General features: G+C 47.2%; 17 protein-coding genes. 7 read left to right on the top strand and 10 right to left on the bottom strand.

Going from position 1 to position 14,832, the window contains the following annotated elements; genetic code table 11:
• The 9 genes from ATHL_RS05945 to ATHL_RS18825 form a co-directional block, all read right to left on the bottom strand.
• Positions 1-759: an FAD binding domain-containing protein gene (locus ATHL_RS05945; RefSeq protein WP_062190783.1), complete on the bottom strand. Its 759-nt coding sequence runs from the start codon at positions 757-759 to the stop codon at positions 1-3.
• Positions 760-772: 13 nt separating this feature from the next.
• The gene (locus ATHL_RS05940) at positions 773-1,777 is read right to left on the bottom strand and encodes an LLM class flavin-dependent oxidoreductase (RefSeq protein WP_062190782.1); all 1,005 of its coding nucleotides are present in this window, start codon (positions 1,775-1,777) and stop codon (positions 773-775) included.
• A gap of 16 nt (positions 1,778-1,793) precedes the next feature.
• The gene (gene cofC / locus ATHL_RS05935) at positions 1,794-2,411 is read right to left on the bottom strand and encodes a 2-phospho-L-lactate guanylyltransferase (RefSeq protein ID WP_062190781.1); all 618 of its coding nucleotides are present in this window, start codon (positions 2,409-2,411) and stop codon (positions 1,794-1,796) included.
• On the bottom strand, positions 2,408-3,364 hold the full coding sequence (gene cofD / locus ATHL_RS05930) for a 2-phospho-L-lactate transferase (protein WP_062190780.1): 957 nt from the start codon (positions 3,362-3,364) through the stop codon (positions 2,408-2,410). Before cofD ends, cofC begins: the two co-directional genes overlap by 4 nt.
• Complete coding sequence (locus tag ATHL_RS05925) at positions 3,361-3,921, bottom strand: 2'-5' RNA ligase family protein (RefSeq protein WP_062190779.1); 561 nt, start codon at positions 3,919-3,921, stop codon at positions 3,361-3,363. Before ATHL_RS05925 ends, cofD begins: the two co-directional genes overlap by 4 nt.
• Complete coding sequence (cofE, locus tag ATHL_RS05920; protein WP_062190777.1) at positions 3,918-4,685, bottom strand: coenzyme F420-0:L-glutamate ligase; 768 nt, start codon at positions 4,683-4,685, stop codon at positions 3,918-3,920. The genes ATHL_RS05925 and cofE overlap by 4 nt, the downstream gene beginning before the upstream one ends.
• Before the next feature lie 15 nt (positions 4,686-4,700).
• Positions 4,701-5,387 (bottom strand): NADPH-dependent F420 reductase, encoded by a 687-nt coding sequence (gene npdG, locus ATHL_RS05915; protein ID WP_062190774.1) that lies wholly within the window; start codon positions 5,385-5,387, stop codon positions 4,701-4,703.
• Between the two features lie 3 nt (positions 5,388-5,390).
• The gene (ssnA, locus tag ATHL_RS05910; protein ID WP_062190772.1) at positions 5,391-6,752 is read right to left on the bottom strand and encodes a putative aminohydrolase SsnA; all 1,362 of its coding nucleotides are present in this window, start codon (positions 6,750-6,752) and stop codon (positions 5,391-5,393) included.
• A gap of 168 nt (positions 6,753-6,920) precedes the next feature.
• A complete protein-coding gene (locus ATHL_RS18825) occupies positions 6,921-7,409 on the bottom strand; it encodes a hypothetical protein (protein WP_162787609.1) in 489 nt (162 codons plus the stop codon).
• Between the two features lie 419 nt (positions 7,410-7,828).
• Between ATHL_RS18825 and ATHL_RS05905 the strand changes: the two genes are divergently transcribed.
• From ATHL_RS05905 to ATHL_RS05875, 7 genes are all read left to right on the top strand, one after another.
• On the top strand, positions 7,829-8,203 hold the full coding sequence (locus tag ATHL_RS05905; RefSeq protein WP_062190770.1) for a hypothetical protein: 375 nt from the start codon (positions 7,829-7,831) through the stop codon (positions 8,201-8,203).
• Positions 8,204-8,766: 563 nt separating this feature from the next.
• Positions 8,767-9,654 (top strand): ABC transporter ATP-binding protein, encoded by an 888-nt coding sequence (locus ATHL_RS05900; RefSeq protein ID WP_062190769.1) that lies wholly within the window; start codon positions 8,767-8,769, stop codon positions 9,652-9,654.
• Positions 9,647-11,647, top strand: coding sequence for a hypothetical protein (locus ATHL_RS05895; RefSeq protein ID WP_062190767.1), 2,001 nt, complete (start codon positions 9,647-9,649; stop codon positions 11,645-11,647). Before ATHL_RS05900 ends, ATHL_RS05895 begins: the two co-directional genes overlap by 8 nt.
• On the top strand, positions 11,644-12,315 hold the full coding sequence (locus ATHL_RS05890) for a hypothetical protein (protein ID WP_062190765.1): 672 nt from the start codon (positions 11,644-11,646) through the stop codon (positions 12,313-12,315). Before ATHL_RS05895 ends, ATHL_RS05890 begins: the two co-directional genes overlap by 4 nt.
• Positions 12,308-12,919, top strand: coding sequence for an RNA polymerase sigma factor (locus tag ATHL_RS05885; protein ID WP_062190763.1), 612 nt, complete (start codon positions 12,308-12,310; stop codon positions 12,917-12,919). The genes ATHL_RS05890 and ATHL_RS05885 overlap by 8 nt, the downstream gene beginning before the upstream one ends.
• On the top strand, positions 12,864-13,715 hold the full coding sequence (locus ATHL_RS05880) for a hypothetical protein (RefSeq protein ID WP_062190761.1): 852 nt from the start codon (positions 12,864-12,866) through the stop codon (positions 13,713-13,715). Before ATHL_RS05885 ends, ATHL_RS05880 begins: the two co-directional genes overlap by 56 nt.
• Positions 13,706-14,464 (top strand): ABC transporter ATP-binding protein, encoded by a 759-nt coding sequence (locus ATHL_RS05875; RefSeq protein ID WP_062190759.1) that lies wholly within the window; start codon positions 13,706-13,708, stop codon positions 14,462-14,464. The genes ATHL_RS05880 and ATHL_RS05875 overlap by 10 nt, the downstream gene beginning before the upstream one ends.
• Before the next feature lie 7 nt (positions 14,465-14,471).
• Here ATHL_RS05875 and ATHL_RS05870 read toward each other — a convergent pair.
• Positions 14,472-14,832: tyrosine-type recombinase/integrase (locus tag ATHL_RS05870; protein WP_162787608.1), on the bottom strand; the 361-nt coding region annotated here is incomplete at its 5' end.

Raw genomic sequence — 14,832 nt, 5'->3', positions numbered from 1 at the left:
TTATTCCTCATTGAGTGAGTTCATTAATCTTCTGAGAAGGATTGCCCCAACTTCCAATCGATATTCTCCAGAAGCCCACTCATCATTTGCCTGGCGTAGAATACTCCTGACCGCTATTTCTGCTCCTTCGCTGGTTGGCCCATCCAGCACTAACTGAGGCACATTACCAAATCCCCCAACAACAATCCTTGTTCTTCCAGAAGGCCAACGACAAACCGAAACCGATATTAGGGGTTGATCAACGGGGGTTCTTCTCACAGAATCACTTCGGAATTGTACATTTCCAGGTAAATGAATTTCATTGAGGAGACTCCCCATTTCCCAGTGATCCCGTAAGGCTAAATAATCTCCTAAATGGCTCTCATTTAAACCCGGTAACCAGATCAATTGTACGTCAAGGGCTAACAACCCGGCGAGCAGCTCGGATCTTCCATCTCCACCCAGGATGACTCCTCCAACCGTGGCCATGTTTCGAATATTATGAGAAAATTCTCTCCTGATAAGCTCCTGGAGCGCTTTTCCTCCAATATTTTCCTCAATAACACGAGAAAGCCGAACCATCGAGCCAAGGACAAGGGCATTGCCGACCATTTCAACCTGGTCAAGAGGTAAATTCTGGAGATCAACGACCGCAATATCTTCCCCAGGCAATGGGTTAACCCTGGTGTTACCTATCAAAGGTATAGTTTTTGGTTTTTCTCGCCCGAGCAACCGTATGGCTTCTTCCACCTCATTTGGTCGATGATATTCAATAATCATAGAAGCTCCTGTATCAAACCAATGGCTGAGAAAAGGTATCAATCAACAATTGAACATCTCCCCCAACCGGATACAAAATTGGGCAGGTACAACCATTGGCAATATACTCCTTCACTTTTGCTCTGGCTTCTTCAGGGGTTCCCGACGCCGTAATCCGATGGATTAAATCTTCCGGGACAAGATGCTTGGCCCGTTGAATCTGTTCATGGGTAGCTGGCCATCCCAAAATGGACTGTATCTCATGAACAACATCCTCTGAAACCCCCGATGCTTTCGCAATGTGTGGTTGTTGAGCAAGATATTGGGTTAATAACTCACGGGTAGTGTCGATGGCCCGATCATGATCTTCATGTACCGAGCATACAATCAGCTGTGGGCGATCAATCTCATCCAGAGAACGGCCTGCTTTTCTGGCACCTTTATCCAGCAATTCAAGGGCTCGTAGATTATATTCAGGAGCCACACAGTAATTTAAAACCACCCCATCCGCTATTTCTCCGGTCAACTCCATCATCAGGTCACCGGTTGCACCAATCATGATAGGGACGTGGCGGGGTTCCCTTCGTCCGTGAACCACATCCAATTCAATACCATCCACATGGATGAATTCTCCATGAAAAGTGACTCTCTCCATAGCCAGAAGACGTTTTAAAACCAGAACCGTCTCTCGCATGGCTACAAGTGGTTTTTTACGTTCGATCCCAACATTTCTGGCCAGTGGATCCCACCAGGCTCCAATGCCACAAATAATTCGACCCGGAGCAAGATCATCCAGGGTCAGAAAAGTGGCAGCCAGCAATCCAATATTCCGCGTCCAGTTATTAATAACACCCGAACCCACCTTGATACGTTCTGTAACTGCCGCATATGCTGCCATTGGAACAATAGCATCTCTCACCAGCCGGCTTTCTGCCTGCCACACCGCCTCAAACCCATGCTCTTCCGCGTATTTCACATATTTCAACCCTTCTCGTAAATCATGGGCATCCTGAAGGTATAAAGCCACCCGATTCGCCATTTCTCCTCCTGCCTTTTTATGAAAATGCTCCAAGATTGTGCACTTTACTTAATTCATCAAGGTCTTCAGGGACATCAAGGTCTAACATCACCGATTCGATTTCAATCGTTACCACAGGTATTTGATGCTTTCGGGCTTCTTCCAAATGAGCCTGGAAGGAATGGGCCCCATAACGGTATTCCACCAATCCAGGAGGTGCAATATACATCAAATTTGTCCCTTCTCGGTGCCTATCTGGTACGATCACCATTAACGGTGAACCCCTGGCATCTCTAAGAATACTTTGAATATGGGACGATTTCAATAGCGGTAAATCAGCCGGAATAATCAACAAAGCAGTCGCTCCATAATACTGAGCTACCACAGTAGCCCGAGAGAGCGCTATATTGAGGTCCGAACTTTCATCATCTTCCTGCAAGGTTTTATAACCAAACTCCCTTGCCAATGAGAGGACAGCCGTATCTCTGCTAACAACTAATACCTGATCGATTCCATGAACTGATTTCAACGCTGTCAGGGTATTAGTGAGTAACTGGTAATTCAATAATGCCCGTTCCTCTTCAGGCAAAATGTTCGCCAAACGTGATTTTCCCTTCCGTAGAGGTTTCACCGGCACCAATGCCCAGAGGCTCATGATTTCACTATCTCCCTGGAGAGTTTTTCAGAAAATTCAAGGACAGCCTGTGCCAGTTCTACACGTTTTTCAACATCTGTCATAATAGTGTCCGTTAATAGAACTTCAACCCCTAACCTCATCACATCATCTCTTTCCTGCTGGTCCAGCACATCCATTACGAACCCATGAATCCAGGAAGAATAATGCCTGGCAACAGTAGTTGCAGAAGGTTGGATTCCCATCTCCGCATACATTTTCGCTGCCGGTCCTTTAATGGTTTTACCCTGGATAATTGGAGAAACGGCTATGCGAATGGCATCGCTTCTGGTTATTTCTTCCATGATCCCCGGAACTTCCACAATCGGGGTAATTGAGACCCATGGATTTGATGGACAAACGATGATGCTATCTGCTTTCTGAATTGCATCCATGACCCCTGGCGCAGGCCTCGCTTTTTCACGCCCCCGAAACTCAAACCCCTTTACTTTCAATTCACACCGATGAAGGACAAAATACTCCTGAAATGGTATCCACCCCGCCTCCATAGTTTCAACCCAGGTTTCCATTTGGTCATCACTCATCGGCATTACCGAACACTGGATTCCCCAGAGATCGCAAAACTGACGGGTTATTTCACTGAGTCTCTCCCCTTGTGCAAGCCTCCTGGTCCGTTCAAGATGGGTAGCTAAATCACGATCGCCCAGGTTGAACCACGTGGGGGCGCCAATTTCCCGTAAATGTTCCATCACATTCCAGGTTTCGTCTTTTCGTCCCCATCCCGTTTGTGGGTTAGCCATCCCTGCAAGGGTATAACAGACCGTATCCAGATCAGGGCAAATTCGTAGACCAAAATGGGAGAAATCATCTCCCGTATTGACAATAATCGTAAGCTCTGCAGGTTTTAACACCCGTGCAAGGCCATCAGCAAGCTTTGCTCCCCCCACTCCTCCGGCAAGCGCAACAACCTTCATATTCCCATTTCTCCACCTTCCAGAGAATATTGGTTAAAAACACCACTGCCCGATGGGTCTTTATACAGAACAGCAATATTCGTCGCCACTAACTGAAAATCCATCGACAGATATGCCATTTCAGCGACCACTTTACAGATCACTTCGCGGTTAACCTCTCCAAAATTAAGAGAGACATGAGGAATCCATATCACAGGATCATAATTAGGATTCACCTCTGAAGATATCGCACCCAGCTCAGTCCACAACAGATGATGCAGCCTTGCAATACCGGGTGTCTTTGTGACCGTTAGATAAATGACAGGACTCTTCCCACTAAACACTCCTACTCCCACTACTTTTAATGGGATGGGGCCAATTTTGCCCGCCAGACGGCGCAGGTATTCGTCGAGCAAATCCTGGTCGTAATGCGCCGCCACATGCCATGATAAGTGTGGGAGGATAGTCAACGGCGCCTCTGCCTCATGGAAAATTCGGCCAATAACCTCCCAAAGGACTGCATTCGTTTGAGTCCCAACAGTATCTACAATGGAAGCAACCGTCAACACCCGAGTCATCGGAATAAGTCCTGCTCCTTAGGCCTGAATATCTCGCTTAAACTGGACTCTCGTAACGGATAAGGGAACCCTCGCGCCAGGACTGCGGGAATCTTTTCATCTGCCTGCCCCATTACCAGAGAGGCCGCAGCAGCCAGTTCGTCTGCTGCGCCAATTACTGTGACTCTCAAGTGATACCCGAAAATGTCGGGTTTCCCTCTTAAATCCACCAGTCCAGGAACGCCAGCCAGCCCGATCGTCACCCCTACCGTACCCAGACGCCAGGCTCTCCCATGGGAATCGATAATTAAAACCCCAATTTTTTTACCGGTGCGGGAGAAAACTTCACTTTGAATCAACCTTGCCGACCGATCCGGGTTTTCTGGTAACAACAGAACCCAATCTTCTGCATTTCCTGAGAGCCCTTGCACATTGGAATGATCAATGCCTGCATTTGCACACACAAAACCCAGTTTGTGTTCCACAATTAATGTTCCCTCTCGCGCCCGTAAAACGCTCGAGCTTTCCCGTAAAACCAGTTCTACAAAGCGCGGATCTTTTTTCGTCACCTGGGCTAATTCATGGGCTTTTTCAGAAGGAATCACTGTATTCAGGTTGACAAAACGGCCTTCAGACTTGGAGACAATTTTTTGAGCAAGAACAAGAATATCTCCATCCTGTAAGGTTAATGCGTTCTTTTCTAAATGCTCCAGAATGATCTCCGGTAATGAATCCCCCGGACAGATGATTGGAATACCCGGAATTGGATGGATCGTCAAAGTCATGAAATCCCTCGCACATTACTCCCGTGGCACACCCGTAATTCGGATACCTGCCGACTGTGTGCCAAATTGTTTATTGATACCGATGAGAATGGAAGTGAGCCCTTCCACCACCATGGAGTTTTCGATCGGCCCGGCATCCCATCCATGTAAACCCGCTGCCCGAACCAGTTCAAGCACTGCTTGTTTGGCCGCTTTCGACCCTCCGCATATCAGGACATCACAATCAATTTGCTCATCACGAAGCAAGTGCTCGTAAGATATATTCTGGAAGGCCGAAACAACCTGAACGTTGGATCCCAGGATCATCTGAGCGGCCTGTGCCGCACTTCCTTCAGGGGGCATTTGCACCCGGGTAACTTTTGGAGGTACCAGAGGGACAGTTACGTCGATTAGAATTTTTCCTGAAATGACTTCTTTTAATTCCATAAGGGTTTCGCGGTGGGCACTGTAAGGAACGGTTAGAACAACAATATCCGCTTTTTGGGCCGCTTCACGATTTTCCATCCCAAGGATTGTTCCTGCAAGCTTTCCCTGAAACAACGTATTCAGGTCAGACGCTACCTGTTCCGCCTTTTCCCGCACTCTTGATCCCAGATAAATGGTGTACCCGGCTTTTGCCCAGCGATACGCCAGGCCTTTTCCTTCTTTTCCAGTTCCACCTATGATACCTATAGAGAAACTCTTAATTCCATGCTCTTCCATAATTTACTCCCTGTATGTCAATTTACAATATTCCTGATACCTTTTCCATACCTCAGGAATGGTCTTTTGAATCTGGTAATTCACCTTTTCTTCGTCAATACCTACCAGTTCACGGTTCAACATTAAGACCTTTCCCTGAACCATCGTTGTGGTAACCATACTCTCATGAAAGCCAAAGACGATATGCCATGGCAGGTTTTGATTATCCAGGGGCGTATAGGGATGATAATCCACAAAAATGAGATCAGCCTGAGCTCCTGTATTAATAACCCCGATTTTTTTACCAAACAGGGCACTTGCCAGTTGAGCGTTATTTTGCAATGCAATTTCCCGCAGCAAAGCGCCATTCATTTTTTGGGGGTCTCGATGGTAAAGTTTATGAGCCAGATACGCAGTCTTCCATTCCTCCCACATCGCATTCGAAAAGCCATCGTTACCAAGGCACACCTTAACTCCAGCGCGAACCATCGATTCAACTTCTGGAAGCCCCACTCCGTTATTCATATTAGAGCGGGGCTGATGAGTAACCCACGTTCCTGTTCTTGAAAGAATTTCGATTTCTCTGGCATCCACATGTACCGCATGTACGGCAATGGTACGATCTCCAAGAATCCCATATTGATTTAAGCGATCCACCACCCGGGTTCCACTTTTCCTTACCGAGTCGTATTGATCTACCGGGTGTTCAGCAACGTGCACGTGAAAACCCTGTCCATCATGTGTCACCTTCCGGCATTTCTTCAACGTCTCATCCGATAATGTCAGGCTGGCGTGCAGGCCGAATAAAGCGGCCAATTTCCCATTCAAATCATCACCAGACTGGATTCGATGGATAAACCGGATGTTTTCTTCAATACCGGCCTGGGAACGTGCTTCTCCATCTCGATCTGTCACCTCATAACACAGGCACACCCGCAAGCCTGTCTCCTCAGCCGCCCGGGCAATTCTATCCAGTGACCCATGAATGGCATTTGGGGAAGCGTGATGATCGACCAATGTGGTAGTCCCATGGCGAATGGCTTCCAGCATACACACCAGGGCTGAGTGGTAAACATTATCCAGCGTTAATGCTTTATCGAGATTCCACCAGAGTTTCTCTAAAATTTCCGGGAAATCTTTCGGAGAACTTCCAGGAATGGGCATGCCTCTGGAAAATGCCCCATAGAAATGGGTATGAGCACAAATATTCCCCGGCATGACGTACTGTCCCCTGGCATCAAGGACCTCCTCACGATCATATCGTTTTGCCATGTCGCTCGTGGGGCCAAGTTCTTGAATGATTCCCTCTCTGATCAAGAGGCTGTAATCCTCCAAAATAGGGGTATGGGCTGTATTGGAGATAATCTTCGCATGGTTAATTAACATATTCCTCTCCCGAAGAATCCAAACCGGCGAGGTCTAAAAAACCACGCCGGTAAACATTAAATACAATATCCCAGTTGACTTGTTGAATCGTTGGATCGGTGGATCTCACAGTAAATTTCTCCAGTCAATGGAGGTCTTCAGGGGCGGTACTTTTCGATGGATAAAACGCTATCCAACGCCGGAAAAAACTTCACTTTTCCGACCACCGAATCCTTGATGATATTTTAACACAATCCCATCTAGAGGGCTAAAGCCACCCGTAAATTCATGGGTAAAAACCAGAACCATGCGAAATACAAAACACTTTACATTATCATGGCAAACTCCAGGCCATAACAGCCCACTCAACTTTAAAAGTATCCAGAACTTATTCAAATTAAAAAAACACCAGTTCTGGGCTAATCTTAAATTGGCTTGACACAATTCTTTGCCCGGATACAATGAAACCAGATTAAATTTCAGCCTCACCGCGGAGATTGGCGAGGCTGAGATGGCAACTATAGTGCCCCGAAAGGGTATGCGGTTGCGGTGCGTTGCGGCAAAAAGAGCATAGCAAACTTTTGCCGCCCGCGCAAGCGAACCGACTGCACGGGCATTTGCTTTTACCGATGGCAAGGGAGGTGTGTCATGACGAAGAAATATGACCGGTTTTCGCAATCTCATTATAGAAAGGTACCTGTTCTCTGTTACCTGCTAAACCCACTGTTTAAGTGACAATCTCCTTCAGTCAGCGGGATAGGGTCAACTGAATGGGTTTCTCTTAAACCAGATCCAAATATTTTAAAGAGAAAATTACCGGAATTTTATTTTCGTTCATCACAATTCTTGAGCCATTAAACAAAAATTGCGACTGGCGTTAGAATGCCAAGAATGTCCAAAAAAAGCGCTAAAAGAGGCAAGTATTCCGATACTGTTTCTTAGTGATCCACCTCGCTCACTCGCTGAGCAGCGCCGCATTGTTGCCTATCTGGACGGCATTCAGGCGCACCAAAATTGCTTGAAGCCGATCTGCGTGCCATTGAGCAATTGGAGCAGTCTATTCTGGCGGCGGCGTTTCGAGGGGAGATATGACGCATATGGAAGTAGATTTGTTTGTTCAAAAAGTCCATCGAGATGGGGAGTTTTTTGTTTACGATGAAGAAAGCGAACCCCAAGCAAATAAAGGTTGGTTATTAATTCGATTGCTCTTTGTAAATTTGAGAAATTATGCAAATGTTATAAGTGTTTTGGAACACCACAGGAAGAAAGAGAATTATTTCGGTGAAATTCACTTTTGCGAATTGCTAAAAAGTATCAACGGCGAATTTGGAGTGAAAGCGCGAGTAGCCAGGGGGTGGATAACTTCCTGCCAAAATGGATTGTTTCATGATGCTCATTTCAATTGTCTGGCAGTAAACTTGATCACGCTGGCTGGACTCACACCCGAAGACTGGAAAGTTAAAGAGGAGTAAAGAATAATCACAAGTTTGCGCTGAAGAGAATTACCCATTCTTACTAAAAAAATAATTGCATTTTTATAACCCTTACGGCGCTTTTAGTGTGGGTATCGAGAAGAGCAGTTGGCATGCCTGGATGTTCAATCGCACTAGCTTCTCCTTGTAAAAAACGGGAAATCCAAAACTCGCTAACATGAGCCAGCCGAATGACCCTGTGGTTCACCAATATAAAGGACGATGGCAGATTAGTATTTATTCAGGGATAATTTCTATCTGTCGCGGGATAAAAGATACTGCAACTCAAATGGTGTCATCATTTACAAAATGCCAAAAGGGCATGTGCCGACCGCAAAACCACAAGCCGGGCTTACCAGAGCTCGGCTTGTTGGTACACTACCTGTTACGCACTCTGCCTGTTCACTAGTCTCACCGCCTTTTCGCAGTGCTTTCCACAATAACAAAAGAAGTAAGGGGCCTCACGATTCAATGTGGGGTAAATCAGATCTTAAACTTTTTCTTCATCTTTCTCGTTTTATTGAATAAATGCGAGGATGCTTTCTCGACGTATGGAGTGAATAATGGAAATTATAGTGGAGAATTTGACCAAGGATTATGGCCAATTTCGAGCGCTAGACCATATTTCTTTACACATCACAGGCGGGATGTTCGGCTTGTTAGGGCCAAATGGCGCAGGAAAAACCACACTGATGCGCATTCTGGCAACGTTACTGTTACCAACCAGTGGAAGGGTTGAGATTGGTGGTTTTGACGTCCTTCGTCAAGGCTCCAGCATTCGTCAGCGGTTGGGGTATTTGCCACAGGAGTTTGGTTTTTATCCAGGTCTGAAGGCGTTTGAATTATTGGAATATATTGCCATCCTGAAAAATGTCCCTCCCAAGCAACGTAAAGCGCAAGTAGAGGCGGTGCTGGCCGAGGTGAATTTACTCGAACAGGCGCAACGTAAAGTAGGCACCTTTTCCGGCGGTATGCGTCAACGGTTAGGAATTGCTCAGGCGTTGTTAGGGAATCCTGAATTGCTGATTGTAGATGAACCAACCGCTGGATTGGACCCCGAAGAGCGCATCCGTTTTCGCAACTTGCTGGTGGGCCTGTCTAAACGAAGTACAGTATTGCTTTCAACTCATATTGTGGCAGATGTAGAGTTCTGTAATGGTCTGGCAGTGCTGGAACAAGGCAAGGTGGTTTTCATTGGTAGTCCATCCGAGTTGGCAAATCGGGCACGTCACGCAGTGTGGCAGGTAAAAGTTCCTATGGAGCAATGGTCGGAAGTGGAAAGACGCTATACCGTACTGGCTACTCAAATGACAAATGGTATGGTACAGGCGCGTTTGCTGGCAAGCGACCGGCCGCTGGCGGATGCACAACCGCTTTCCCCCCGCCTTGAGGACGGATACGTAGCGGTGATCCAGAATCATCAAAAACAACGAGAGGAAAGCTATGCTTAAAGCAATGTTTTCTCGTTTTCTGGTTTCTTTTCGTACCGAACTACGCCTGCTGACGCTCAACTGGCTATATCCTTTGCTGCATGTACTTTGGGGCGCCTTGTTCTTTCAACTTTTTATTGGGAAGGATAACCGTTCGGCGCAGGCCTTGCTCGAAACAACAGTTGGACGACTGACAATCGGGTTGATATCGCTCATAGGCTTGTTCATGGCTGGTGTCAGTATTTCTCGATCGAAGCGGTTTCAATTTCAGGAAATAGAAGAAACCTATCCAACCGGCTTTGAGGTGATTGGGGGACGTTGGATGGCGGTGTTTGTTACGCTCATCCTTTTCCTGATTGAACCTTTGGTGATTGCTGCCTATCAAGGACCACTCACATCCTGGGTGGAAGGTGTTTCCGTTTTTCTCTTTGATGCCGGGCTAACCATTGCATTTGTCAATGCGCTGGCATGGATGCTTTTGCTCAGGAGAAATATTGATCGTTGGGGGTATCTGATTCTAGCCGCGGTTTGGCTGGCTTTTCTACTTGGTCCGAGTATGTTATCCAGCCACTTCCCACCTGCTAGTTTGTTGAATTTCATGCGTCAAGGGGTTAGCTTCTATTCTGACGTTTGGGGGCGCTTGATATACGGCACTCAACCAATATGGTTCAATCTCTTCTACTTTGGATTATTCCTCTTTTGTCTGGCAGGAATGATGCAAATCGTTTCTGTGCGCCGTTTTCACAGCACATCAAAAATCGCAATTGGATTAATAGTCATCGCTTCGATTCTGGCAGGCTGGGGAGGAACACGTTATGTGGGTGGCTTTCAGAAGGCATCCTTTCAGAATAGGAATGAGTTAACCCTGAACGAACCAGTTCATGTGCGCATCACAGGCTATCAGGTGGTGATGGATTTGGCCAATCCGCGGATTCCCCATTTCCATGTCGTTTTAGAAGTCTTAAACCTATGGGAAAACAACCTGGAACAATTTACCTTACGACTCAATCCTGTATTTTCGGTAACCCGCTCCAATGTTGAGGTGAAACACGATGGAGATTGGATTGATCTCCATTTGTCACGCCCGTTAGCCCCTGGAGAAAGTACCTTGGTAATACTGGAATATGAAGGTGCTTTGCGTGTGGAAAACATTTCCGATGGAGTCGTGGAGACAACGGATTTCATTGACCCACAAGGCATTCGGCTGACAACTGGTGTAGCATGGTATCCGCTAGCTGTTTCTAATGGTCAACTTGCTGATCATCATGAACCAGCGCGCTTTTCTCTGCATATCGAAAACAATCCTGGCCTGCCGGTGGCTGCCAATATCCCTGCAGTTGGGGAAAACCATTTCGCAGCCGAACAGGTCAGTTGGGTCTTTCTAGTGGCTTCTCCCCGCTTGGTGGTGGAACAGATAGATGATGTAACGTTGATCACAGCAAGTGCCGACCTACAGCCAGGTCGGGAGATGGCTGTTGATTATTCTCGTGCACTTCGCGCTATTGTCCCTTTCTTCCCAAATGCCAATGTTAAGGGGCTGATTCTTATGGTCTTGGGAGAAGAAGGAGGTCTGCCTGCTTATACACCTCCTGCAGAGGGTTATCCTGTAATTGTAACCCAGCGGTACGTTAAGACACCTAACACCTGGCAGTCTTTTATAACCCGCACCATTGCAAGTGATCTATGGTTTATGATAGGAGGAAGATTAGAGGATACTTACAATCGTCCCGTAACTAGTTTGGATCAGGCTTTCGAAGCAGTGGTCGGTTTTCTGAATCTGTATCGAACTGAGCAAGGCAATGCCGAAAAGATGCTCACCAGATTCCAAAACATTAATGAGAGTGGCATGGTAGTCAATGAAAACCTCCAGGCCCTGCTGGAAATTTACCAACAAGGCGGTGAACCAGCCATTGCCACCATTGTTTGGGAAATGACACGGAAGTCAGCCGAATTGGAAGAACTTCCTTACGATGCACTCCCTGCCTGGATTCGTTCGATAGGTACGATCCGATGAAATCACTGCTCAGTTACGAAATTATAATCAGCGGACACTGGAGCGCTCTGTTGAGTTGTCTGGGTATACCGGCATATGCTTTGATGACGCGCCTTCTGTGGGGACGGTATGAAGAACTTTCCCCCGGAATATTTCTTGAATCTTTTGTGATCCTTCTGCCCTTGTTTTCTGGTCTGGCGACGGCCCGTTTGATGTCCATCGAAGGCGAAAACCGCTTTGAGGAACTGCGCCTGAGCTACCCAGAATCGCGTTTCCGTCTACCACTTATCCGTGTGCTGATGGCATTAGCATTGATAACTCTGGCGATGATGCTGGGAATACTAACCTTTTTTGTGCTATGGGGAATACCGACATTCAATCCCGTCCCCCTTGTGATACTTGCCATTTCCCCAACGATCTTTCTTACAGGAGTTTCTATGCTGATTAACCATCTTTCCCGCTCGTATTGGGCGGCAGCTGCCTCGGTAATGATGTGGTGGTTCATTGAATTGCAGACGCGCGGGAAACTCAGCGGAGTTTTGTTTCTATTTTATCCGCTTTGGCCTACAACAGATACCTCTGCGGTAATTAATCAAATGCTGCTTTTAGTAGCAGGTGTGGGAGCATTTACACTTAACCTGTTTTGGTACAACTGGAAAGTTAAGTTGGGCATGAGTGAGCATGGATGACGAACCCGATGAAATGATTTATCAGCGCGTACTTTGTGGAGATCACCAGGCACTTACACTGCTGGTGGAGCGTTATTACCCATTGCTGTTAGCCTTTGGGGTAAGGATCACAAATGATAAACAGATTGCTGAGGACCTGGTTCAGGAAACATTTGTACGATTGTTGAAATACCATGGTGAGGTGCCGGATGCCTTCCGGCCATGGGTCTTTCGGATCATCCATAACTTGATGCGAGACCATTTCCGTTCGGCATTTATTCAGCGGGAAATGCAATTTGACCCCGATGAAGAACGGCACAAAAAGTGGCAAGTCGAGGAAGAAACAGTTGAAAACGTTGTATTTCGCGAAGATCTGAAAACAAAAGCCATTTTCCTTTTACAAAACTTACCCTTGCCTCAGCGCGAGGTGATCATTTTACGTTTTTACCACGATTTATCGCTCGAAGAAATTGCTGGGGTGACGGGTGTGCCGCTTGGCACGGTCAAGAGCCGCCTCTACCGTGGCTTGCAAATGGCTCGCAAGGTTTTAGAACGAGAGGAGGTAAAATATGATCAAAGAAATCAATCGGCGGCTAGTAGCAGATTTGGACGAGGGCCAGCGTGAGGCGCTGGGAGATTTGAACGAAGTGGTGAGGGTTTTGGAAAGTTACACCCTGCCTGAGCCAGACAGCGAGCAGCGCGCCCGTCTGCTGGAAATGCTTAAGCACCATCTTTCCCGCTCTGTAGATCTTCCAAAACGAAACTGGAGCTGGTGGTATCGCCTGATGCAGAGCCAGTGGTCTATGTTTGAAACCTCATTCTGGGTAGCCGGTTTGTTCGTCTTGCTGCTTGGTTTGCTGATGACCCTTCTAGAGGGAAACGAGTTACTGCCTTTGTTACTACTGGTTCTTAGTCCACTAATGGCGGTTGGCAGTGTAGTTTATCTCTTCCGCCCTGAGACTCGAACGCTGCATGAATTAGAGTTACTCACTGCAACACATCCCGTCGAATTGCTCATCGCACGTCTAACCATGGTATTGGGCTGGAATATGCTGATTGCTTTTATTCTAATGCTAATCATTCATCTGGAGAGTACACAGATTGTGCTGTGGAGGTTAGCCCTGGCATGGCTGGGCCCATTGTTGACATTGAGCGGTCTGGCGCTTTATATCACCTTGCGTTGGGGTGTTTTGCCTGGAACTATTCTTCCCCTTTCATTGTGGGGTGGGATGGTAATACTGGGCTGGCGCGAGATACTCTTGCGTTCTACTGAAGGAATACTCAATCCTTCATGGCTGACTTGGTTGATTACCTCTTCTAAGGTGGTTTTGGTAGGTTCGGGCGTGTTGATTTTGCTCGGTTTGCTTCTCTTCTTGCTGGTTTGGAAAACCATTACGGACGAAAGATACGCATGGAACTAAAGATCGAGAAATTATCAAAATCCTTTGGTACTCGCTTTGCACTCAAGAATGTTAACTTGGAACTGACTTCCGGTTGTGTAGCCGTTTTTGGGCCAAACGGATCGGGGAAAACCACCTTATTGCGCTGTCTGGCAACCGTTTTACGCCCTGATAACGGCCACCTCTGGTTCGATAAGCTTTCTTATGCGCGAAATATGCAATCGATACGTAGCCAGGTGGGTTATTTACCACAGGAACTACATTTTCCTAATTATTTGAGTGGACGACAGATTCTCAATTACCTTGCGGCACTGAAAGAATCCTGCACTGCAGAACAGATTGAGGATTTGCTTATTACACTGGGATTGCAGAAGATTTCTAATAAACCGTTGTCATCCCTCTCTCATGGTGAGATGCGCTTGATAGGCATTGCTCAAGCTCTTTTGGGAAAACCGCGGTTAATTTTGCTGGACGAGCCCATCCGCGGGTTGGATGTAAAAGAAAGGGACAGGGTGTTTTCCCTGTTGCGGCGTAATCAACAAGGCAGATTGATTCTTTACACTACCCATGATGTGGAAGATATTACCAGAATAGCAGATCGGGTTATTCTCCTATTTGGAGGAGAAGTTGTTTTTTATGGAGCGGTAACAGATTTGTATTTTTCTGCTCAAAATGGAAAAGAGGGGCACAACAAACCTGCGAGTATTGCCTGGTTCCTGAATGCTGTGGTGCCTGATATTAGAAATGGGGATTCAGTGAGATTTGAATAACTTAAATTTACACCCCCTCCACCGCATCCTGCATCCGTTCAGCGGTCGGGTGCAGGTAACGTCCGGTGGTCTCAATCCGGGAGTGTCCCAGAATCGCCGCAAGGGTGGCCATGTCCACCCCATTCTCAACTGCACGGGTGGCAAAGGTATGGCGCAGGGTGTGCGGTGTGGCTTCCACCCCGGCAATGCGCGCATACTCCGCCACCATGCGCTGGACGTCCCGCGCGCTCAACGGGTTTCCGGTGCGCGAGAGAAACAGCCAATCACCTGCGCCGTGCGGTCGTTCGTCCAGCCACGCTTTGAGGGCCTGGCGGGCTTCGGAGTTCAGCGGCACCCGGCGGGTCTTGTTGCCCTTGCCGCCTCTCACC

This window comes from Anaerolinea thermolimosa, assembly GCF_001050195.2.
Taxonomy (GTDB): domain Bacteria; phylum Chloroflexota; class Anaerolineae; order Anaerolineales; family Anaerolineaceae; genus Anaerolinea; species Anaerolinea thermolimosa.
The sequence above is the reverse complement of the archived record's forward strand: the minus strand, read 5'-3'. Positions and strand labels throughout refer to the sequence as shown.